The organism is Burkholderia sp. IMCC1007, from assembly GCF_027257875.1.
GTDB lineage: Bacteria > Pseudomonadota > Gammaproteobacteria > Burkholderiales > Burkholderiaceae > Burkholderia.
Genome location: NZ_JAPVQY010000025.1, coordinates 32,031 through 54,449 on the forward strand (window position 1 = coordinate 32,031; position 22,419 = coordinate 54,449).

General features: G+C 65.7%; 21 protein-coding genes. 9 read left to right on the forward strand and 12 right to left on the reverse strand.

Annotation, left to right across the window (positions count from 1 at the left end):
- Nucleotides 1–29: 29 nt before the first annotated feature.
- From O1Q03_RS21230 to O1Q03_RS21260, 7 genes are all read right to left on the reverse strand, one after another.
- The gene (locus tag O1Q03_RS21230) at nt 30–971 is read right to left on the reverse strand and encodes an ABC transporter substrate-binding protein (RefSeq protein WP_269505897.1); all 942 of its coding nucleotides are present in this window, start codon (nt 969–971) and stop codon (nt 30–32) included.
- Between the two features lie 30 nt (nt 972–1,001).
- Nucleotides 1,002–1,559: a GNAT family N-acetyltransferase gene (locus O1Q03_RS21235; RefSeq protein WP_269505898.1), complete on the reverse strand. Its 558-nt coding sequence runs from the start codon at nt 1,557–1,559 to the stop codon at nt 1,002–1,004.
- Between the two features lie 219 nt (nt 1,560–1,778).
- Complete coding sequence (locus O1Q03_RS21240) at nt 1,779–3,317, reverse strand: MFS transporter (protein ID WP_269505899.1); 1,539 nt, start codon at nt 3,315–3,317, stop codon at nt 1,779–1,781.
- Between the two features lie 4 nt (nt 3,318–3,321).
- On the reverse strand, nt 3,322–3,867 hold the full coding sequence (locus O1Q03_RS21245; protein WP_269505900.1) for a GNAT family N-acetyltransferase: 546 nt from the start codon (nt 3,865–3,867) through the stop codon (nt 3,322–3,324).
- A 378-nt stretch (nt 3,868–4,245) separates the two neighbouring features.
- Complete coding sequence (locus tag O1Q03_RS21250; protein ID WP_269505901.1) at nt 4,246–4,455, reverse strand: hypothetical protein; 210 nt, start codon at nt 4,453–4,455, stop codon at nt 4,246–4,248.
- Entirely contained in the window at nt 4,436–5,440 is a 1,005-nt protein-coding gene (locus O1Q03_RS21255; protein ID WP_269505902.1) for a chemotaxis protein CheB, read from the reverse strand. The genes O1Q03_RS21250 and O1Q03_RS21255 overlap by 20 nt, the downstream gene beginning before the upstream one ends.
- Nucleotides 5,441–5,668: 228 nt before the next feature.
- Nucleotides 5,669–9,808, reverse strand: a complete 4,140-nt coding sequence (locus tag O1Q03_RS21260; RefSeq protein ID WP_269505904.1) for a CheR family methyltransferase — start codon at nt 9,806–9,808, stop codon at nt 5,669–5,671.
- Between the two features lie 544 nt (nt 9,809–10,352).
- On the opposite strand from O1Q03_RS21260, the gene O1Q03_RS21265 reads away from it, so the two are divergent.
- From O1Q03_RS21265 to O1Q03_RS21280, 4 genes are all read left to right on the forward strand, one after another.
- Complete coding sequence (locus O1Q03_RS21265; protein WP_269505905.1) at nt 10,353–10,508, forward strand: hypothetical protein; 156 nt, start codon at nt 10,353–10,355, stop codon at nt 10,506–10,508.
- Between the two features lie 206 nt (nt 10,509–10,714).
- Nucleotides 10,715–11,728 (forward strand): tryptophan--tRNA ligase, encoded by a 1,014-nt coding sequence (gene trpS, locus O1Q03_RS21270; RefSeq protein ID WP_269505906.1) that lies wholly within the window; start codon nt 10,715–10,717, stop codon nt 11,726–11,728.
- A gap of 343 nt (nt 11,729–12,071) precedes the next feature.
- Complete coding sequence (locus O1Q03_RS21275; protein WP_269505908.1) at nt 12,072–12,500, forward strand: STM2901 family protein; 429 nt, start codon at nt 12,072–12,074, stop codon at nt 12,498–12,500.
- A complete protein-coding gene (locus O1Q03_RS21280; protein ID WP_269505910.1) occupies nt 12,500–12,850 on the forward strand; it encodes a DUF1493 family protein in 351 nt (116 codons plus the stop codon). Before O1Q03_RS21275 ends, O1Q03_RS21280 begins: the two co-directional genes overlap by 1 nt.
- A 125-nt stretch (nt 12,851–12,975) precedes the next feature.
- Here O1Q03_RS21280 and O1Q03_RS21285 read toward each other — a convergent pair whose 3' ends face one another.
- From O1Q03_RS21285 to O1Q03_RS21300, 4 genes are all read right to left on the reverse strand, one after another.
- Nucleotides 12,976–13,362, reverse strand: a complete 387-nt coding sequence (locus O1Q03_RS21285) for a VOC family protein (protein ID WP_269505911.1) — start codon at nt 13,360–13,362, stop codon at nt 12,976–12,978.
- Between the two features lie 48 nt (nt 13,363–13,410).
- Complete coding sequence (locus O1Q03_RS21290) at nt 13,411–14,331, reverse strand: bestrophin family protein (RefSeq protein ID WP_269505912.1); 921 nt, start codon at nt 14,329–14,331, stop codon at nt 13,411–13,413.
- A gap of 166 nt (nt 14,332–14,497) precedes the next feature.
- Nucleotides 14,498–15,505: a cytochrome d ubiquinol oxidase subunit II gene (gene cydB / locus O1Q03_RS21295; RefSeq protein ID WP_269505913.1), complete on the reverse strand. Its 1,008-nt coding sequence runs from the start codon at nt 15,503–15,505 to the stop codon at nt 14,498–14,500.
- A 3-nt stretch (nt 15,506–15,508) separates the two neighbouring features.
- Entirely contained in the window at nt 15,509–16,909 is a 1,401-nt protein-coding gene (locus O1Q03_RS21300; protein ID WP_269505914.1) for a cytochrome ubiquinol oxidase subunit I, read from the reverse strand.
- Nucleotides 16,910–17,318: 409 nt separating this feature from the next.
- Between O1Q03_RS21300 and fdhD the strand changes: the two genes are divergently transcribed.
- The 5 genes from fdhD to moaD all read left to right on the forward strand — a co-directional run bounded on the left by fdhD (nt 17,319) and on the right by moaD (nt 21,658).
- Nucleotides 17,319–18,191 carry a formate dehydrogenase accessory sulfurtransferase FdhD gene (gene fdhD / locus O1Q03_RS21305; protein ID WP_269505915.1) on the forward strand — a complete coding sequence of 291 codons (873 nt, stop codon included), beginning with the start codon at nt 17,319–17,321 and terminating at the stop codon, nt 18,189–18,191.
- A complete protein-coding gene (locus O1Q03_RS21310) occupies nt 18,188–19,402 on the forward strand; it encodes a molybdopterin molybdotransferase MoeA (RefSeq protein ID WP_269505916.1) in 1,215 nt (404 codons plus the stop codon). Before fdhD ends, O1Q03_RS21310 begins: the two co-directional genes overlap by 4 nt.
- Before the next feature lie 184 nt (nt 19,403–19,586).
- On the forward strand, nt 19,587–20,720 hold the full coding sequence (gene moaA / locus O1Q03_RS21315; RefSeq protein WP_269505917.1) for a GTP 3',8-cyclase MoaA: 1,134 nt from the start codon (nt 19,587–19,589) through the stop codon (nt 20,718–20,720).
- 46 nt (nt 20,721–20,766) lie between these two features.
- Nucleotides 20,767–21,330 (forward strand): molybdenum cofactor biosynthesis protein MoaE, encoded by a 564-nt coding sequence (locus O1Q03_RS21320; protein ID WP_269505918.1) that lies wholly within the window; start codon nt 20,767–20,769, stop codon nt 21,328–21,330.
- A 70-nt stretch (nt 21,331–21,400) separates the two neighbouring features.
- Nucleotides 21,401–21,658: a molybdopterin converting factor subunit 1 gene (gene moaD, locus O1Q03_RS21325; RefSeq protein ID WP_269505919.1), complete on the forward strand. Its 258-nt coding sequence runs from the start codon at nt 21,401–21,403 to the stop codon at nt 21,656–21,658.
- Nucleotides 21,659–21,725: 67 nt separating this feature from the next.
- Here the strand turns inward: moaD and O1Q03_RS21330 are convergent, their stop codons facing one another.
- Nucleotides 21,726–22,388: a glutathione S-transferase family protein gene (locus tag O1Q03_RS21330; RefSeq protein WP_269505920.1), complete on the reverse strand. Its 663-nt coding sequence runs from the start codon at nt 22,386–22,388 to the stop codon at nt 21,726–21,728.
- Nucleotides 22,389–22,419 lie beyond the last annotated feature (31 nt).

Consider the following 22,419-nt stretch of genomic DNA (forward strand, 5'->3'; position numbering starts at 1 on the left):
CGGCTCACCTTCAGCCGCTCAAAGCCAGATCAGAGATCGGGAAGCCCGGGAGGATTGGTCGAGGCCTTCGTGATCGCCTCGCTGTCGAGATTCCAGCGGCCGAGTACCTGGCGATACTTGCCGTTCTGAATCAGATCGTTGATCGCATAGGTGATCGGCGCTGCAAGACCGCCGTCCTTGCGGGTCGTGACGGCCACCTCGGCCGTGTGCGGCCATCCGCCGCTGACCGTGCCGACCTGCCTGATCTTCGCACCCTGACTCTCCTGGTAAGCCAACACCGCGTTGACGCTGAAAATCGCGTCGGCACGCCCAGATGCCAGCGCCAGCGTCCGCACTGAAGGATCGTCGTAATACAGCACGTGAATCGGCTTCAATCCGTGCGCGACATTTTCCTTGTCCCACGCGAGCAGGATTTTTTCCTGGTTGGTTCCCGAGTCGCCGATCACGCGCAACCCCGCGATATCCTTCGGCTCGCGAATCTGCTTGATCGCGCTGTTCTGCTCGACGTAGAAGCCGAGCACGTCGCGGCGATAGGTCGAGAAGTCGAACTTCTGCTTGCGCGCTTCGGTCACCGTCACATTCGACAGCACCGCGTCGACCTTGCCCGACGCGACGGCGAGCGGCCAGTCCGCCCATGCGAGCGGCACGAGCTTGAGCTTCAGCCCGAGTTCGTCCGCAACCAGCTGCGCGAGATCCGGATCGGCCCCGACGATCGTCTTCGCATCCGTCGCATACACGCTGATCGGCGGCACGCTCACCGAGATCCCGACGGTCAGCACGCCCTTTTCGACGAAGCGGAAGTTCGCGGGTATCAACTTGATGGCCTCGGCATCCGGCGTGACGCGCGGCCGATCATGCTGGTCGGGACTCAGGTTCAACGACGGCGCCGACTGCGCGATGCCAGCCACGCCGATGACCAGGAGGGCAAACGCACCGGACAATGTCAGGCGGATTCCGCGACGACGATTCATTTTTCGATATCCCGTGGAAGTATTCATTCGTCATGCGCCGAACGGCCGACCCAACGGCCTGTCCGGCTTCAAATCCTGCAAGCGATCGGTACGGCCCGGCTCGAGCAGATCCTTCGCAAAAGGCAGTCGCCAATGCACTTCCAGTGCGATCGCCGGATCGTACAGCGGTACGTAGCCGGTGCCGGCATAGAGCGCCGACGCCTCCGGTTGACGAAATCCGGTCGTCAGATAAACGCGCCGATACCCCTGCCGCAACGCACGGGATTCGAGCTCGGCCACCACGCGGCGCGCAACGCCTTGGCGACGCACGCCGGAATGCGCCCAGATGCGCTTGAGCTCGGCGGTCGTTTCGTCGTAGCGCTGAAACGCGCCGCCACCTACGACGTCGTCACCTCGCCGAATCAGCACGAACGCGCCGTCCGGCGGTGCAAATAGTGCTGCCGGGTACGTCAGGAGTTCATCACGCACGACTTCCGCAGGCACGGAGCGAAAGTCCTGGTAGCGCGTGGAATACTCGACCGACAGCTCGTCGAACATGGGCAATGCGAGCGGGTCAAGCGGGGATGTGTCGATTACTTCGTCTGTCACTGATACGCCAGATGCTGCGAGTCATCTGCCTCTGATTTGCCGGATGGGATCGATTTGTTCGACACGGTTAATTCTCCGTATCGCGTGGCCCAATAGTGCGCGTTAACCCTTCACGCGCAAACCAAGCATTTTTGAAATCGTTATGCACACAGATACATACAATCAGGATTACATATCGTAAAGATTGGAATGCGCGGCAAAAGCGGCCCGCCCAGCTAGTCACGCCTTCGGGCGCTGCGCTCGTCTGCTTATCCAGTCCGCGCATGCCGCCGCGAATGCAGCGGCGACCAGGAGCAATATCGGCATCAACACTTCGGCGAACGCATCGCGGTATGCCACCACACCGGCTGAAGACGATGCCTGCATCAGGAAGACACCGGTTCCCCATGACATGCCGATCGAGCAGGCAAGCCGCTGCGATAGCTGCAGGAACCCGGCCGCCAGCCCGCGCCCTTCGTCCTGGCCGATCTGCGCGAGCGTCATCGCCTGGTTCGGCGCATGGATCAGGCCGCTGGCGAATCCCTGCAGCAAGACGATCGCCGGATACGTCAGGACGACCCAGCGAACCTCGAAGTATTCGGTCGCCAAACCTTGCGCGGCGACTGCAAACGCATAACACGCGATGGCGAATACCGTCCCGCCACGGCCGAAGCGCCCGACGAAACGCCAGCTCCACATCGCCGATGCGATCGATGCGAGCGCCGCAGGAACCGACAGCGCGGCATAAAGCAGCGGGTCGAGATGCAAGCCGTCGAGAAAGAACAACGCACTGACCATCCCGAGCGTGACGCCCGCTGCAAACTGGCACATCGCGACGAGCGTGCCGAGCACATAGCCGCTTGAACCGACCAGCCCGCGCGACAGGATCGGCGTGCCGCCGCGACGCTGATACGCGGCCTCCCATGCAACGAACAACGGCACGCCGGCCAGCGCGACCGCGACGCAGATGCGGCGCGGCGGCATGGCGGCACTGCCGACCAACGTGGCAAGCATGAGCGCGAGCGTGATCGCCGACAGAAGAACCAACCCGATCAGGTCGATCGAAAACCGGCCATCCGAGAGTCGGTGGCGCGGCAAATACCGAAGCGCCAGACAGAACACGACAATCCCGAACGGCGCATTGACGAGGAACAGCAGCCGCCAGCCCACATCCGGTGGCACCGATGCAAGAATCAGCCCGCCAAGCATCGGTCCGACGAGCCCCGACAAACCGCCTGCCATCGCGTATCGTCCGAGTGCCCTGGCTTGCGCCGAGCCGGTGAACAGATCCTGGATCAAGCCGAATATCTGCGTATTGATCATCCCCGCGCCGAGCCGTTGCAGCACGCGCGCGATGATCACCGTTCGCGCGTCGTCCGCCAATCCGCCCAGTACGCTGAAACCCGTGAACATCGCGAGCCCGACCAGAAACAGCACGCGGCGCCCGATCACGTCGCCGAGCCGGCCGGCGGGGACGAGCGCGATACCGAACGCAATGGAGTAAACCGACGTGATCAGCTGTATTTCGGCTGTAGACGCATGCAGTCCGCTTCTGAGCATCGGCACCGCAAGCGTGAAGATCGCCTGATCGAGAAGCGTGGTGAAGCCCATCGCGACGCAGATGCCGAGCACGATGTCGGCACTGGCGCGCGCATCGTGCGACGCACCGCGCGCATCGATCCATCGCACCGGCCAGCTGAACCGCGCGGACGGTCGCGCGCGGGCAACGGCATCTCCGAGGTCGGTGTGCGCGCAAGCATGCGGCTCGTCCGGCGTCATCGATTCAATCCGCGCTGCTTGCGTGCGCCGGCTGAACCGGCAGCAGATACTTCTCGAACAGCACACCGGGAGGCGCGTCCTCGCCGAAATCGTGCGACGACAGCAACGTATAGCCGGAGGACCGGTAAAGGCCGACCGCTTCGGGTTGTCGCGGCCCGGTTCCCAGATGGACGCGCGTGTAGCCTTGCCGGAGCGCCTGCGCCTCGAGCTCGGCCAGTACGCGCCGCGCGAGCCCCTGACGACGATGCGCGTGACTGACCCAGATCCGCTTGAACTCCGCCGTGGCCGGTGTGTGATGGCGCATGAATGCACCGCCCGCGATGGCCTGGCCTGCTCTCAACAGCAGCAGAAACGCGCCTTGAGGCGGCGCAAACGCTTCGACCGGATAGCGCACGAGCTCCTTGTCGAGTTCCTCTGCAGGAATATAGGCGGCATAGCGGCTGCTGTATTCGTACGCCAGCTCGTCGAACAGCGGCCGCGTGAGCGGGTCCCTGGCCGACACATAGACGAACCGGTCACGCTGATCCAGCGAAGCTTCGACTTCAGACATCAAACGTCTCCTCACGAACCGGTGCCCGACTGTCGGGCCGGCAGTTGACTTGTCCATCGGTGGATGCTCATTGCGGGAGTCCGGCCCGCTGCGCTGTAGCAGGCCACGTGTACACGTGGGCGCTGCTCGCTTTCCGGCACGGAAATGAACGGACGGGAATGAGTCGGGATGTGCATGGTCCGGGCACGGGCGGACCGGTTGACGATACTGGCGTCCGCTCGAGGGCTTGATCTTAGTCAACCTCGATCACGCGCAAAATACCGATTGCTGCGATGCTTCGGTGCCGCGCGCAGATAACGAATCCCGTGCGGGTCGTGTAACGCGCGCAGCGTACGGTGCGAAATGCCCGGGCGTCACAGGTTGCCGGGCGCGCAAGAGTCAGCCGACGAGGCTCGCGTCGACGCCGCTGCGCACGATGAGGTCGAACCGTTCAGGCCGAACCGGGAACAGTGTGGATTCGCACGTGCGACCGTCGACCAGCCGCGACTTGTAATATCGACACGCCGTCGTTGTTTTCCACCCCTGAAATAACAAACGACTGCGCAACAGCACGTCATCGATTCGCACGTCACTCAATTTCACGCTCACGTATCGCTGTCCCCAGCGCGTTGCGCAAAACATCCGCGAGCCGCTGATTTTCGTCGATGCGCGCCTGTTCGATCGCAACGTCCTCGGCGTTTCCTGTGCGCTGCGCCCATTGCTGCCGTTCGCGCGCGAAAATGATGCGCTCGTGAACCGCCCGTATCGCCACCCATATCGCGTCTTCCGCCTCCTGGGCCTCCGCGTCGTCCAGGGACAGCGCGGAGAATGCATGCCCGGTATGGCACCGATACCGTAGCGGACGGTCGTCGCGCATGCGCCACAGCACGCCGGCACAACTGGGACAAGTGAGCGCGGACCGTTCGCCGATCGTATCGAGAAGCTCAGGCGCCACGACGCCTCCCTCTGCAATTCGGGTCTCGTCATCGAGACCGCGCAAGTCTGCCATTTTCTCGCCCTCCTTCGCGGGCGCGCCATGGACTGCTGCATGGATCGCCTGCGGCAACTCCTCCGCTTTTGCGACGGCATCGGCGCCTGCTGCAGCAAGCGCGCTGCGCGGCATCGAAGGCGCCTCGCAATCGGCCGGATCCTGGACGATACCGTAGCCGCCGCGTGCCCGGATCGCGGCCAGGCCGGCCGCGCCGTCATCCAGGTCGCCGCTGAGGACCACGCCGACCGCCCGCGGGCCGTATTCGCGCGCAATTGACCGGAACAGCGGGTCCGCGGCCGGCCGCGCGTAGTTTTCCGCGGCGGTATCGAGCAGCGAGAAATGCCCGCTGCGCAGAATCATATGGCGATCCGGGGGCGCGATATAAATGCGACCGGCGCACGCGCGTTCCCCGTGTATCGCCGCGCTCGCATTCAGGCTGCCCCATCGGGCCATCAGTTCCGGCAACATCGTCCGATGCCGGCCGATGTGCTGCACGATGCAAATCGGCACCGGGAAATCGGCGGCGAAGCCCTTCGCCAACGCCCGGAGGACGGTGAGGCCGCCTCTGGACGCGGCGATGGCGACAATATCTCGATGGTCCATAGCGCCTCCTTTGGGAAGGCGGCGCAAAATTCATGCCCGACGCGAGATACCGTCATGCACGCGATGCACGTCGCCCGACGCGGGTACGGTCGTCATGGTCCGCCCCCGCCGCGCTCCGCCATTCGATCGATGCGAAGCACGCGCCGGGCCAGCACGACGCAGACGACTTGCGGCGTCTCGCCGTCCGTGGCGATACGCGCGCGTGCGACTTGCTTCAGGCCGGTGGCTTCAGCGACGGCCGCCCAACGCATCGAGCAGCATCGCGAAATCGAGCGGCTTGGCGAGGTGCCGGTCGAATCCGGCCGCCGACGCAGCCCGGACGTCGTGCTGCCGATTGCGGCCCGTCAACGCGATCGCCTTGATGTTCGCCCATTGCGGGTTGGCTCTGACTTGCTGAATGAACTCGTAGCCGTCCATGTCGGCAAGGCCTATGTCGGACAAGATGACGTCGGTCGGCGTGTCCGGCAGCATCGCGAGCGCCGACGTGCCGCTGTCGGCTGCGTTGACCACCGCCCCGGCCAGCTGCAGCAGCGCCGTCAGCGACCGCGCCGTTTCCATGTCGTCCTCGACGAGCAGCACGCGCAGGCCGGCGATACTTCCGTCGGCACGGCCGCCGGCGACCACGGCACGCTCGTCCGACGCGGTCGGCAGCCATACCGTCATCGTGGCCCCCAGCCCCAGGCCGGCGGAAGCGGCGGAAATACGGCCGCCATGCATCTCGACGAGCTGCCGCACGAGCGCCAGCCCGATGCCCAGGCCGCCGCGCGCCCTGTCGCGGGGCGACTGGCGGAACATGTCGAAGATGTGCGGGAGCATTTCGCCGTCGATACCCTGGCCGTCGTCCGCGACGTCGACGCGCAGCATCGCGCCTTCCTGCGCCAGACGCAGCACGATGCGTCCGCGCGACTGGGTGAACTTGAGCGCGTTGGACATCAGGTTCCAGAAAATCTGCTCGCACCGAACCGGATCGGCGAGTGCGATCGCCGGTTCGGCGGGCAACTCGGTCGTGAGGACGAGGCCGCGCGCGTGCGCCTCGGCCTCGCACGTATCCGCGATGGTCCGCAGCACGGCCGACAGATCCACCCGCGACAGCTGCAGTGCGAGCTTGCCGGTCTGAATGCGCGACAGGTCGAGCAGGTCGTCGATGATCTGCGCCTGTGCACGTACGGCCTGCCGGATCGATTCGGCGGCTTCGCGAACGGCGGGAATGTCGCGCGTCTCGGGAAGGCGCGGCAGCATCTCCGACTTGACGCCGATCAGGTTGAGCGGATGCCTCAATTCGTGCGACAGCACGGCAATGAACTCGTCCTTCAACTGATTCGAGCTGAGCGCTTGCTCGCGTGCCGCCTGTTCCCGCGCGAGCGCTTCGCGATTCGCGTCGTCGCTCTCCTTGTGCTGCGTCATGTCGCGGACGATCTTCGCGAAACCGTTGAACGAGGTGTCGGAAATCGGCGCGACCACGCCGCTGCAGAAGATCCGGCGCCCGTCCTTGGTGCGGTGCCAGCGCTCGTCGTCCGCGCGTCCTTCGCGGGTCGCGACGTCGCGCTCGCGCGCCGGCGCTCGCGCCTGCCGGTCGTTCGGTTCGTAGATCAGCTCCACGTCCTGGCCGATCATCTCGTCTTCCGTATAGCCGAAGATGCGCTCGGCACCGGCGTTCCAGCTCACGATCGATCCGTTGTTGTCCTGGATGATGATCGCGTAGTCCTTGGTCGACTGCGCGACGAGCCGCAGGCGCTGCTCGCCCGCGCGGGCCACTTCTTCCGCGTGATGCCGGTCGGTGATGTCGATGAGCGTGATCACCGCGCCGTCGATATGGTCGTCCGCCGTACGATACGGCAGCAGCCGCATCAGATACCACCGGCCCGCGTCGCTCTCGATCTCTCGCTCGATCAGTCGCAGCGACTGAAACGACTGGCGGACATCGTCGGCCAACGTCGGATAGCGCAGCTTGTGAGTGATATGAAACAGCGAGCGGCCGAGATCGGTATCGATCAGATTGAAGATGGCCGTTGCGTTGGGCGTGAATCGCTTGACGCGGATCTCCTTGTCGACGAACACGGTCGCGATTTCGCTCGACGCGATGATATTGTGGAGGTCGTCGTTGGCCTTTGCCGTGTCTTCGATTCTCGCCTGCATTTCGGCATTCGCCGTCGTCAGCTCCTCGTTGACCGATTGCAGCTCTTCCTTGCTGCTTTCCAGCTCCTCGCTGGTGGAACGCAATTCCTCGTTGATCGCCTGCAGTTCCTCGTTCGACGCTTTCAGTTCCTCGACCGACGTTTCGTACTGCTCGATGATCGTCGCCAGCTGCTCCCGGCTATGCTGCAGTTCCTGTTCGAGCTGCGCGAGAACCGGATCCTGTCCGCTCGCTTCGGTCTGGTCCTCGTCGGTCATGCGGCCTGCCACCTCGTCGAATACGATGAGCAGAAACTCCGCGCTCGCGACCTTGTCGTGAAACGGCCTGACGGTCATGTTGATCCACGACACGCGCGCGTCGTGCGCCCATTTGACACGGCGCGCCTCGACGCTCGTACCGGTTTGCAGCGCCCGGAAGATCGCGGTGCGCAGATCGAGCCTCAGGTCGGGCAGCACCAGCGTCATGATGTTGCTGGACAACTCGCCCCCGACATGTCTCAGGAACCGCCCGGCATTATCCGACAGGTGAACCACGTTCGATTCGCGGTCGATGATGACGCTCGGCGGGGAATACGTTTCCAGCGCGCGCTGATGGAGTTCCGAATAGGAGAAATTGCGTTGCACCGGGCTGACGGGCACACGCAGTTGCGGCTGCGGCGACGCTCGCTCGTCGGACATGCCGGATTCGATCTGGAACATCGGCGGAAAGCCCGTGGCAGGCTTTGCACGATGCGTGACGATACGCGCGCGGTAAATCCGGCGCTTCTTGTCCACGACGGTAAACAGATCGTCGGCGGCGTCCGCGGATTCCGCGGTGCCCAGGAACAGGTAGCCATTGGGGCGCAACGCGAAATGGAACAGCTCCAGGATCTGCCGCTGCACCGCGCGCTCCAGATAGATCAGCACGTTGCGGCACGAGATCAGATCCAGATGCGAGAACGGCGGATCGCGCAGCAGGCTGTGCGCGGCGAACAGGATGCGTTCGCGCACAGCCTTCGCGATCACGTAGTGCGCGCCTTCGCGCGTGAAATACCGCTGCAGAAGCGCGGCCGGCACATCGCCCGCGATCGACAGCGGATAGGAACCGGTCCGCGCCCGCACGATCGCCGCATCGTCGATATCGGTGGCAAACACCTGAATGGCCTGGCTCGACATGGCCGCTTCTTTCGCACGCGCCAGCAGCAGCGAGATCGAGTACGCCTCTTCCCCGGTAGCGCACCCGGCCACCCACACGCGCACCTGCTCCTCGAGGGATTGCGATCCGAACAACGAAGCGATCACTTCGCGTTCGAGGTAATCGAAGGCTTCGCGGTCACGAAAGAACTGCGTGACACCGATGAGCATGTCCGCCAGCAACGCCGTGGCCTCGTCGGGTGCGGTCCGCAGAAAATCGCGGTACGCGAGGAGGTCGCGCTGCCCGTTGACCTGCATGCGTCGCTCGATGCGCCGCAGCACGGTCGCCCGCTTGTACAGCCTGAAATCGTGGCCGGTGCGCACCCGCAGGTGCATCAGGATATCGGCCAGCGCCCGTTCCGGGTCGTTCGCCGCGGGCCGGTCGACGCCGTGAAGCGCGTGTTCGGCCTCGAGGCTCTGGTGTTCGATGCGTTGTGCGTTCGCCCACAGATCGAGCAGCCGTTGCGGCATTTCAGACGCGGGAAGCACGATATCGACGCGGGCCGTCGAGATCGCGTGCTGCGGCATCTCCGCATACTCCGCGTCGTCCGGCGTCTGCGCGAGCGTGATGCCGCCCGCCGCCTTGATCGCGCTCAGGCCGGCGGCGCCATCGGAGCCGGTACCGGACATGACGATGCCGATCGCGCGCCAGTCGTGCGCATCGGCGAGCGTCCGAAAGAAGTGATCGATCGTGAGCGGCAGGCCGTCGGACGGTTCCCTATCGCGACAGCGAACGCAACCGTCGGACATTTCGAGTTGCACGCCGGGCGCGATGACGTAGATGTGGTTTTTCTCTATCGGTATGGTGCTCGTCACCTGATGCACCGGCATACCGGTCGTGCGCTGCAGCACACCGTCCATGTGGCTGACCTGCTCGGGCGCCAGATGCATGACGACGACGAACGCCATCTCCATGCCGGTCGGTGCGCTCTCGAAAAAGGTCTGCAGGGCCGTCGTGCCGCCTGCCGAAGCTCCGATGCCTACTACCGGAAACGACAGATCGCTCTTCAAGACTGCCGGGGATGGCAGCCGCTTCTGATCCGTAGGCTCGTGCCGTGCCATTGACTTCTCCTGATGGTGTGGTGGGATGTCGTGCGCCGGCAGTCGATCGATGCCGCTCGGATTGCGTCATCCGGGAGTTCCGCGCTCGCCCCGTGACGCTTCCTCGCGCCCGTGCGCATTGTACGGCAGCGCAATCGGTATCCCGACTCCCTGAAGCGACGTCTCGCCTGCCGCCGGTACCCCGTTCGCCCGAAAGTCGGCGGTCCCGACGCGGCTGTCCGACGGCGTCTCGCGCGTTCTTCCGCTGCGCGCCTCGGCGGTATCCGAGCGTCGAATCGATAGAGCGGCTGCAGGTCCGTCATACAATTCTTGACTGTGCCCATCCCGCGGACCTGTTAGGATGCCGGTCTCCTGGCCTGGATCGCAGGCAATGGGCGTTTGATCGCCCCCTTTTTTCGGCGCCCTGCCGGCCGACCCAGCGGTCACCCCGGTCGACACGGCGCGCCGAACGGCCTCCTGCCCCGTCAAACCCGCAACACCCCGGCGCCGGCCAATCCGGCCCGTTGCAGCAACCGTTGGAGTGGCGCACGTTGCGCCAGCAAGCATGAAGAAACTGAAGCGGCACATCCGTTCCCTGCGCGAGATGGACAGTACGCCCGTGGTACGCGCCGGCGCGCTGCTGCTGATGGCCGGCCTGCTGTACCTGCTGTGGCCGTCCGCCGAAGTCGCGCGCCTCGCGCTGGAATCCGTCGTACGCTGAAGCACACCCCGCCGGCGCTGCGCTATACTTGCGCGATGGAAACCCGACCTGCCTCCCCGAACATGCACTGCTGGTGGCGCGCCTGACCCAGGCGGCCCGTTTCCTTTTGCATGTCCCGAACGTGATGCCGCCAGCCATGGCGGCATTGTCGTTTCTGCGCGTGCGTCATGGCTGGTGGCTTCGATAACCCGGAGCCAACCCCTACCATGACGCACCCGACCCGCCCGATCATCCTCACCGGCGACCGCACGACCGGCCCGCTGCATCTCGGCCACTACATCGGCTCGCTGCGCGCCCGCGTGCAGATGCAGCACGAAGCGACGCAGTTCCTGCTGCTCGCCGACACGCAGGCGCTCACCGACAACATGGGCCGCCGCCAGCGCGTCACCGAGAACGTGATCGAAGTCGCGCTCGACTACCTCGCCGTCGGCATCGACCCGGCGATCTCGACGATCGTCGTCCAGTCGCAGGTGCCCGAGCTCGCCGAGCTGTCGCAATATCTGCTGAACCTCGTCACGGTCGCGCGCCTCGAGCGCAATCCGACCATCAAGGAAGAGATCCGGCTGCGCGGCTTCGAGCGCGACATCCCCGCCGGTTTTCTCACCTACCCCGTGAGCCAGGCGGCCGACATCACCGCGTTCAAGGCGACGCACGTGCCCGTCGGCGACGATCAGTTGCCGATGATCGAGCAGACCAACGAGCTCGTGCGCCGCTTCAACGCGACCGTCGACCAGCCGGTGCTGGTCGAATGCGAGGCCGTGCTGTCGGCGGTCACGCGGCTGCCGGGCATCGACGGCAAGGCGAAGATGAGCAAGTCGCTCGGCAACGCGATCACCCTCGGCTCGACGCCCGACGAGATCGCGCAGGCCGTGAAGGACATGTACACGGACCCGAACCATCTGCGCGTGAACGATCCGGGCCAGGTCGAGGGCAACGTCGTGTTCACGTTCCTCGACGCGTTCGAGCCGGACGTGCAGAAGGTCGACGAGCTGAAGGCGCACTATCGTCGCGGCGGCCTCGGCGACAGCGTCGTGAAGCGCGTGCTCAACGAGCGGCTGCAGGCGCTGATCGAGCCGATTCGCGCGCGCCGCCGCGAGTTCGAGGCGGACAAGGCCGAGGTGATGGCGATCCTGAAGCGCGGCACGCTGCACGCGCGCGAGGTGGCCGGGGCGACGCTGGCGGAGGTGAAGGGCGCGATGGGGCTCACGTATTTCGATTGAGTTGGGACGGTGGCGCGCATTGCGCCACGCGATGTGCGCCCGACATGCGCGTTGACACGGGACGCAGCCCGCAACAGTTGGAAAAGATTCCGTTCCCGTCGTTGCCTCGAAGAAAGTGCTCGATTTCGCGAGCGTTCCGTGTCGCTCGCCGGCCACCAGAGGGCTGCCACCGCCATCGTGCGGCTCGCGTGCGGATCGCCCGTCAGCACAGCCGCCGCGATCAGCCGGCTCCCGGCATTGACCCGTAAAGACCGCTTCGCTAACGTGGGCCGCTGACAACAACGACGGCGAACGGGGCGTATAGCGCGTGCGGCCTGCCTGGCCTGCATTTCGAGGACACGGCGTGACCACCTATCGTTACCAGAATCAGCAAAACCTGACTCCGATCGAGTTGTTCTTCCTGATTGCCGCAGACGAAACCTGCAAGCAGCCCAACATCGACGATGTCGAAGCCGTTGTTTTGATTCTGTCCGGGCTACCCATTCTTCCAACCCGAGCCAAGCCGTTGGGCACGACCCGAGGTACGTCCGTCGCCTCCGTCATGTCAAGGTCGATATTTCGGTATGAGTTCAAGCGCAAGGTATTGCCGACGGTCACGCTGAAAAGCATCAAGAGATTGCGGATAATCCTGACACATCGACTCGCCGTGTTTGTCGGACGAACAATACCGGGGGTCGGCTGGGTGCTGCTTGCCACGGATGTCTTCCATATTGTCCGAAGCACCGTTTACCGGTACAACCAGATTGTGAAACCCGAGGACAGGATTTTCTGATGGACGACCGCGAAAGCCGGGACACGCTGGAAGCATTCATTCGCAAGGAAGCAGCCATATCGGACCGTCACCCGATTACGGACAGCACCTCGATCGCGGATGATCTGGGGCAGACCGGCGACGACGCCGACATCTTGATGGAGCGTTTTTTCGACCGGTTCGGCGTCGATCGCGGGGACTACGATTTCGGTCGCTACTTCCTGATGGAGGGAGAAGGGCTGCTCTATCACGTGTTGAGAAAATACCTGCTCGGAAAGCCCCATACGTTCCAGCGACATGCGCTGACCGTCGGCATGTTGCGCAAATCGGTGTCACTCGGAACATGGCATTCCGAAACGATCGAAAGCTAGCTCCCGCGGGAATCGCGAGCCGATCGCGCCGCATTTGCCGGCATTGCCTGCAGCGTCGCCACGCAGGCCGCTTCCACGCCCGCCTCCGGCCGTGAGCCGCGCATCGCCACCCACGCTGCTCGGCGTCACTTCATCTGCATCAACTGCACGAGGTTCCCGCACGTATCGTCGAGCACCGCGACGCGCACCGGCCCCGCATCGATCGGCGCCAGCGTGAAGCGCACGCCGAGCGCGTCGAGCCGCGCGAACTCCGCGTCGAGATCGTCGACCTGGAACGACGCCGCCGGAATGCCGTCCTCGTAGAGCGCCTGCCTGTATGGCCCCGCGGCGCGATGATTGCACGGCTCGAGCAGCAGCTCGGTGCCGTCCGGCTGGTCCTTCGACACCACCGTCAGCCAGCGAAACTCGCCCACCGGCACGTTGTTCTTCAGCCTGAAGCCGAGCGTGCCGGTGTAGAACGCCAGCGCCTTGTCCTGGTCGTCGACGAAGATGCTCGTCACGTAGATACGCATTCGTTCCTCTCCGGATGACGCGCGCGGCCGCGCGCATTGCTGTTCCGCTTACGTGATCTGATACGTCGACGCCGGCACGAATTCCTCCGGCATCGCGCGATCGCCGAGCTCCAGCACCGAGCGCTCGATCGTGCGCGTCATCGCATCGAGCGCCAGCGCATTCGGCGCGAGACCGAACGGCTCCGCGACCTCGTTCGCGATCGCTTCGAGCGCGATCAGCGTGTACGCGATGAACACGCAGATCAGCGGCGTGAAGAACTCCGTCGAATCGACGAGACCGAACGGCAGCAGCACGCAGTACGCATACACGGTACGGTGCAGCAGCACGCTGTACGAGAACGGGATCGGCGTCGTCAGAATCCGCTCGCAGCCGCCCACCGACTTGCCGAGCTCGGCGAGTTGCGCGTCGAACATCCAGCACGTCGCGTCGCTGCCCGGCGCGCGACCGAGCGCGCGCACGATGCCGCCGCGCAACTCGTCGAGAATCGCGACCGGCTGGTAGCGCTTGTGTGCGAACGCGGCGGCACGTTCGGCGCCGAGGATGCGCTGCAGGTCTGCCGACGCATCGGTATGGCGCAGCTGATGCTTCAGCGCATACGTGAACGCGATCAGCAGATCGGCGAGCCGGTCGCGTTCGGCGTCGCCGACGCTGTCGGGCAGGTAGCGCCGCAGTTGCGACGTGACGGTGCGCGCCGCGATCAGCAGGTTGCCCCACAGATGCCGCGCCTCCTTGAACCGCTCGAAGCTCGCGTTGTTGCGAAACGCGAGGAAGATCGCGAGCGCGAGGCCGAACAGCGTGAACGGCGCGGTATTGAGCGGAATCTTCTCGCCGAAGATGCGCCCGTTCGTGAACACCGCCAGCGTACTGACGATCGCCATGAACACGAGTTGCGGAATGATCGATTGCAGCACGGAGCCGTTCCACACGAACAGCATCCTGAGCCAGTTTTGTCTTGGTCTGACGATCATGATCTTGTCTCGACTGCCAAAGGAATACGCAATGCACACCGTGCGCCCGATGCGAAACGGCCCGCGCGTGGCGGGCCGCTGTCGCGTCGATACCAGGCCTGATGACGGGATGCGCTGCGCGTGATGATACGCCCGCACCGGCCGTGCCCGTCACCGGGCCCGCGCGTCAGTGATAGCCGGCGTCGCCCTCGCGCACCTTGCCGCGGAACACGCGGTACTGCATCGCGTTGTACACGAGGATGACCGGCAGCACGATCACGGTGCCGACGAGCGCGAACAGCTGGCTCGAATGGCTCGACGATGCCTCCCAGATCGTCAGCGACGGCGGCACGATGTTCGGCCAGATGCTGATCACGAGCCCCGTGTAGCCGAGGAACACGATCGCGAGCGTCAGCAGGAACGGCGTCGCCTCGTGCCGGTGCTTCACCGTGTGGAAGATGCCCCACACGCATGCGACGACGAGCACCGGCACCGGCAGGAACCAGCCGAGATTGCCGCTGCCGAACCAGCGATGCGCGACCGCCGGCAGACCGATCACGGTCCACAGGCTGACCACGCCCATCACGGCCAGCAGCACGCCCGTGAGCGGCTTCATCAGGAGCCGCATCTTGCGCTGCAGCTCGCCGTCGACCTTCAGGATCAGCCAGCCGCAGCCGAGCGTCGCATAGGTGACGAGCACGCCGATCCCGCAGAACAGGCTGAACGGCGACAGCCAGTCGAACGGCCCGCCCGCGAACTGGTTGTTCACGATATGGATGCCCTGCAGCAGCGAACCGAGCGTGATCCCCTGGCAGAACGCGGCGAGCGCGGAGCCGCCGATGAACGCGAGATCCCACAGGTGCTGCGTGCGGTTCGCTTTCGCGCGCAGCTCGAACGCCGCGCCGCGGAAGATCAGCCCGACCACCATCAGGATCAGCGGCAGGTAGTTGGCCGGCAGCAGCGTCGAGTAGACGACCGGGAACGCGCCGTACAGCCCCGCGCCGCCGAGCACGAGAAAGGTCTCGTTGCCGTCCCACACCGGCGCGACGGTATTCAGCATGACTTCGCGTTCGACCTTGGCATCGAAGAACGGAAACAGCAGGCCGATGCCGAGGTCGAAGCCGTCCAGCATCACGTAGATGAACACGCCGAGGCCGATGATCGCGGCCCACACGACAGGAAGATCGATCTGCATGGCTTACTCCGCTTCGGTGACGTTCAGCGGCGTGGACAGCGCGCTCTTGCGCAACCCCGGATGCCGGTGCATTTCGATATACCCGGCGTGCGCGGCCGGCCCGCGCTTCATCAGTTTCAGCATGTAGTAGATACCCGTTCCGAACACCAGGAAATACACGACCACGAAGATCAGCAGCGACACGCCGACCTGCTGCGCGCTGAGCGGCGCGACCGAATCGATGGTACGCAGCACGCCGTACACGGTCCACGGCTGCCGGCCGACCTCGGTCGTGATCCAGCCGGCCAGCAGCGCGACGATGCCCGACGGCCCCATGCACACGACGAACCACTGGAACCAGCGCGTTTCATACAAACGCCCGCCCTTTCTCAACAGCAGCCCGAGCACGGCGGTGAGCAGCATCAGCATCCCGAGGCCGGCCATGATGCGGAACGTCCAGAACACGACCGGCGAATACGGGCGGTCCTGCGGCGGGAATTCCTTCAGCCCGCGAATCTCGCCGTCCCAGCTGTGCGTGAGGATCAGGCTGCCGAGGTGCGGCACCTGGATCGCATAGCGCGTCGTTTCGGCCTGCATGTCGGGCAAGCCGAACAGGTTCAGCGCGGTGCCGCCCTTCTCGGTTTCCCACAGCCCCTCGATCGCGGCGATCTTCGCCGGCTGGTATTCGCGCGTGTTCAGGCCGTGCGCATCGCCGACGACGATCTGGATCGGCGCGAGCAGCAGCAGCATCCACAGCGCCATCGAGAAGGTGCGCTTCACCGGCTCGTCGCGGCGCCCCTTCAGCAGGTGCCATGCGCCGCATGCGGCGACGATGAAGCCCGCGACGATGAACGCCGCGATCGTCATGTGCACGAGGCGATACGGGAACGACGGGTTGAAGATGATCTTGAACCAGTCGACCGGCACGACGAGGCCGTTCTCGATCTTGTAGCCTTGCGGCGTCTGCATGAAGCTGTTCGACGCGAGGATCCAGAACGTCGAGATCAGCGTGCCGACCGCGACCATCAGCGTCGCGAAGAAGTGCGCACGCGGGCTCACGCGCTGCCAGCCGAACAGCATCACGCCGAGAAAGCCGGCTTCCAGGAAGAATGCCGTCAGTACTTCGTAAGTCAGCAGCGGGCCGGTGATGTTGCCCGCGACGCGCGAGAAGCCCGCCCAGTTCGTGCCGAACTCGTAGGCCATCACGACGCCGGAGACGACGCCCATCCCGAAGCCGATCGCGAAGATCTTCGACCAGAACTGGAACATGGATTTGTAGGCGGCGTCGCCGGTGACGAGATAGCGCCATTCCAGCACCGCCAGGAAGCTCGCCATGCCGATGCTGATCGCGGGAAACACGATGTGGAACGACACCGTGAACGCGAACTGCAATCGGGCGAGATGGAACGCATCGAAGATTTCCATGACCGTAATTTGCTCGTGGTTGTGAGGACGTCAGCTCGAAGCAGGAAATCGCGCGACGGCTTCGCGACGGCACGTGCAACTTGGACGGATCGAACAGTGCACGGCAACGAAGCGTGAATGACGATATCGCGTTTCAGACGATACTCGCAATCGTGCAAACGTGCGCTGAAACTGTGCTTTTCCGGGCGCCGGAGATGTGTGTACGGAAAACCCATTTCGGCGCCGAAAGGCCGTCAGCTGTACTGCTTTGCGCAGTGCAACGCTGTATATCCGCGGGATGATCGCGCGCTCTTACCATCGTCCCGAAACCTGCCGGTGGCAAACGGGCGCGACGCCGCGCCCCGCCGCCGGCAGAACCCCGTTCCCGCCGGCTGGCGCACGCGCCCGCCGATCCCCTGGAGAAAACCGCATGGAGCCCAGCAACCGCCCCGACGCGCCCGCCGGCAGCAGCGCGTGCCACGTGATGCGCCATCGCGCCGGCGACGCGCGGGACGCCGTCGATCGCGTCGTCGACGAGACGCCGGTTGCACTCGTGTTCAACGGCATCGCGCACACGGTGATGATGGCGACCCCGATCGATCTCGACGCATTCGGCCTCGGCTTCGCGCTGAGCGAAGGCATCGTCGAGCGCGCGTCGGACGTCTTCGACATCGAAAGCGAATGCCGGCCCGGCAGCGCCGAAGTGCGGCTCACCGTGTCGCAGCAGGCGTTCATGGCGCTGAAGGCGCATCGGCGCGCGCTGGCCGGCCGCACCGGCTGCGGCGTCTGCGGAATCGAAAGCATCGCGCAGCTCGACCTGCATCCACCGCGCATCGCGGCGGCCGGCGCGGCGGCCGGCATCGGCGCCGACGCCGTCGCGCGTGCCGCACGCGCGCTGCCGGCGCAGCAGATCCTGATGCGCACGACCGGCGGCATCCACGCGGCCGCATGGTGCGACCGCGACGGCGCCGTGCTGGAAGTCTGCGAGGACGTCGGCCGCCACAACGCGCTCGACAAGCTGATCGGCCGGCTCGCGCGCCGTCGCGCCGATCTCCACGCGGGCTTCGTGTTCCTGTCGAGCCGCGCAAGCTACGAGCTGGTACGCAAGGCGGCCCGGGTCGGCATCCCGATGATCGCGACGATCTCGGCGCCGACCTCGCTCGCGATCGACGTCGCGCGCGAGGCCGGCGTACGGCTGCTCGGCTTCTGCCGCAACGACGGCTTCGTCGAATACGTGTCGCCCGACGCGCTCCCGTCACCCGAACCCACGCATGCACAACCGCATGCGCTCACCGCTCGATGAAACCCCTGATCGATTTCGATACCGCCCAACGGCAGTTCGCCGGCGCGTTCGCGCCGCTGCACACGACCGTCTCCATGCCGATCGCGCAAGCGGCCGGCCACGTACTCGCCGCGCCGCTGACCGCCGCGCTCGACCAGCCGCCCGCCGACCACAGCGCGATGGACGGCTACGCCGTGCGTCACACGGATCTTGCGCACGGCGAGCCGCTGCGCGTCGCGCAGCGGTGCTATGCGGGCGACACGCCGGCGCCGCTCGCGCCGCGCACGGCCGCGCGCATCTTCACCGGCAGCATGATTCCGCCCGGCGCCGACACCGTCGTGATGCAGGAGCACGCGCACGAGAACGACGGCTGGGTCGCGTTCGATGCCCCGCAGCGCAGCGGGTCGCATATCCGGCGCCGCGGCGAGGAAGTCCGCGCCGGCGATCTGCTGCTGCCGGCCGGCGTGCGGCTCGGCGCGATACACGTGGGCGTCGCCGCGGCACAAGGCTGCGCGCACATCGACGTGCGCGCGCCGCTGCGGGTCGGCATCCTGACGACCGGCGACGAGCTCGTGCCGTGCGGCCAGCCGCGTGCGCCGCAGCAGATCTACAACAGCAATGCGCCGATGCTCGCCGCGCTGGTCGCGGGAACCGGTGCCATCGTCGCGGCGAACGAGCACGCGCCCGACACCGCGATCGCCGTCGGCCGGACGCTGCACGGGCTGGCCGCGCGCTGCGACGTGGTCGTGTGCGTCGGCGGCGCGTCGGTCGGCGACAAGGACCTGCTGCGCCCCGCGCTGAGCGCGTTCGGCGCATCGTTCGTCGTGTCGGGCGTGCGGATGAAGCCCGGCAAGCCCGTGGCGCTCGCGCGGCTCGATGCGCGGCCCGTCGTGCTGCTGCCCGGCAATCCGGGCGCCGCGATGATCGCGTTCGCGCTGTTCGTCGCGCCGCTGATCCGCCGTCTGCAGGGCCGCGACGATTGCGTGCCGGACGTACCGTCGCTGCCGATCGACATCAACGTCGAGCCGGATCCGCAGCGCGAACGTTTCGTGCGCGTGCGCCGCACCGTCGATTCCGGCGGCGCGCCCGTGCTCGACACGCTGCGCGAGCAAGGCGCCGGCACGCTGCAGTCGCTCGTGCAGGCAAGCGGGCTCGCGCGGCTGCCGGCCGGACGACGCATCGCGCGCGGCGACGCGGTGCCGTACTACGATTTCGCGCAGTGGCTCGCATGAGCGCCGGCACGACGCGTGCTCGCCGCGCACGCACGCGCAGGAACTGTATTCCTGCATTTCGCTCGGGATTGTGTCTCTGCCGGGAAAGTCCGGCAGACTATCCTCACGATGAGGCTCGCCACGATCTGTGCGCCGACACGTCGGCGCAGTCGCGGCCGATCGGCGACGCCACCCCGCTCACTTCATGCAGGCAGACGCACCGATCGTGAATGCCATCGTTTCCGCCACATCGGCCGCCGCGTCATCCGGCGGCCCCTCGCCCGGCCCCTCGCCCGGCCCCTCGTCCCGCGCGCTCGACACGCTCGAGCGGCCGCTGCGCGATTTGCGGCTGTCCGTCATCGACCAGTGCAATTTCCGTTGCGGCTACTGCATGCCGCGCGACAGCTTCGGCGCGGACTATGCGTTCATGCCGTCGTCCGAGCGGCTGTCGTTCGCCCACCTGGAAAAGATCGCGCGGGCGTTCGTCTCGCTCGGCGTCGAGAAGATCCGCATCACCGGCGGCGAACCGCTTTTGCGCCGCAACCTCGAAGCGCTGATCGAACGGCTCGCGACGCTGAACACCGTCGACGGCAAGCCCGTCGAAATCGCGCTGACCACCAACGGTTCGCTGCTCGCCGCGAAGGCGCGCTCGCTGCGCGACGCGGGCCTCACGCGCGTGACCGTGAGCCTCGATGCGATCGACGAAGCCGTGTTTCGCAGGATGAGCGACGCCGACGTACCCGTCGCGCGCGTGCTCGCCGGCATCGAAGCCGCGCAGGCGGTCGGGCTCGCACCGGTGAAGGTCAACGCGGTGATCGAGCGCGGCACGAACGACGATCAGATCCTGCCGCTCGTGCGGCATTTCCTCCATAGCGGCGTGGCCGTGCGCTTCATCGAATACATGGACGTCGGCGGCGCGAATCAGTGGTCCGGCGACAAGGTCGTGCCGGCCGCGCGGATGCGCGAGCTGATCGAAGCACGCTATCCGCTCGTGCTCGTCGGCGAGCCGGGGCACGACGCAACCGCGATCCGCTGCCGGCACATCGACGGCTCCGGCGAAGTCGGTTTCATCGCGAGCGTGTCGCATCCGTTCTGCGGCACGTGTTCGCGCGCGCGCGTATCGGCCGACGGCCGGCTTTATACGTGCCTGTTCGCGACGCAGGGCACCGACCTGCGGCCGTGGCTCGACGACGCCGAGCCGCACGAGCGCCTCGCCGCCGCCGTGCGCGATCGATGGACGCAGCGCGACGATCGTTATTCCGAGCGGCGGGCCGCGCGCGCGGCCCGGCCATCGGGCAAGACCTATCCGACCGTGCGCATGTCGCTCGTCGGCGGCTGACCGGCCGCCGTGCGAAGCGCGATGCACCGCCTACTGGAGAATCTTCATGACGAGTTTCACCGAATCCCGTGCCGCGCCGCCCGACGATCCGTCGCGTGCCGGCAGCCATCCCGATGTCGCTGACCCGCACACCGAACCGTCGCCGTCGATTGCCGCCGGTTTCGAGGTACGCGTGCAGCATGCTGCGATCGACGCCGGCGCCGAACTCGCGCCGATCATTCGGAATCCGAATGTCGGCGCGGTCGTGAACTTCCTCGGCGTCGTACGCAATGAAGGCGACGTCGACGATGTCGTCGCACTCGAAGTCGAGCACTACCCGACGATGACCGAGCAGGCGCTATGGAGCATCGTCGAGGAAGCCAGCGCGCGCTGGCGGCTCGAAGCGGTGAAGATCGTGCATCGGGTCGGACGCATTCCGCTCGGTCACACCGTCGTCATCGTCGTGGTGGCCGCCGCGCACCGCGCATCGGCGTTCGACGCATGCGAGTTCGTGATGGACTTCCTGAAAACGCATGCACCGTTCTGGAAGAAGGAGATCCGGCACGACGGCGTGGCCGGCTGGGTCGAACCGAAGGCGCACGACGATCACGCGATGCGGCGATGGGGGTGAACGCGCCGGCCGTATTCGTTCGGCTTGCGCCGATTTCTCGGACTCCATCGATCACGCTCCGTACCTCGCCATGAAACTGACGATCAAATACTTTGCGAGCATTCGCGAACAACTCCATATCGACGAGGAAATCGTCGAGATCGATGCGCAGGAACTCACCGTCGACGCGTTGCGCCGCACGCTCGCCGCGCGTGACGCCCGCAGCGGGGAAGCGCTGCGGATGGACCGCCCCGTGCGGGCGGCCGTGAATCTCGAGATGGTGACGGGCGGGTTCGTCGTGCGGGAGGACAGCGAAGTGGCGTTCTTTCCGCCGGTGACGGGTGGGTGATCCGCTGCCCGGCATCTAGCGGCCGGGCGGCCGGCAGGCTGTCAGCCGGGCGATGCATCGCAAACGGCTAATACAGCCCGCGAAGAAAGTCCGGGACGGGATGGTCGATCGAGGCCAGATAGCCGGCCATCGCGCCGGCCACTTTTCGCACGGCCGGACGCGCGGTCATCCGTTCGCGCCAGGCCAGCAGATTCGGCGTCTCCGCCGTCATCGGCGCGCCCTTGCGCGCACCGAACAACTGCGCCATGTAAAACGCGATGTCCGCGTACGAAAAGGTTCCCGCGAGAAATTCCCGATCCGCCAGCACACGCTCCATGCGTCGGTAGTATTGCGCTGCTTCGTCGCGCGCGGCCTGCGCCGCCGGATGGTCCGGCGTGTCCTCCAGGCCCATCAGCCGGATCACGTGCGGAAAATACACTTCATCGCTGCAATGTTCGAGCTGACGTGCAACCGCGCGCGCCTTCGGTTGCGCGGGCCATAGCGCGGGGTCGGGCTTCAGGTCTTCGAGATACTCGAAGATCTGCGTGGAATCGAACATCTCGAGGTCGCCATCGATCAGCACCGGCACCTGACGCTTCGGGTTGATGCGCACGACGTCCGGATGCTTCGGGTCGTAGCCGCGCTGCTGGCTGAACGGCACCAGCACGCGCTCGAATTCGATACCCTTCTCGTGCGCGGCAATCTCGACCTTCGCGCCGAACATGCTCAGCGGACCGGTGATGATTTTCATTAGTCGCTCCTCGATGGATGTCGCTTCACGC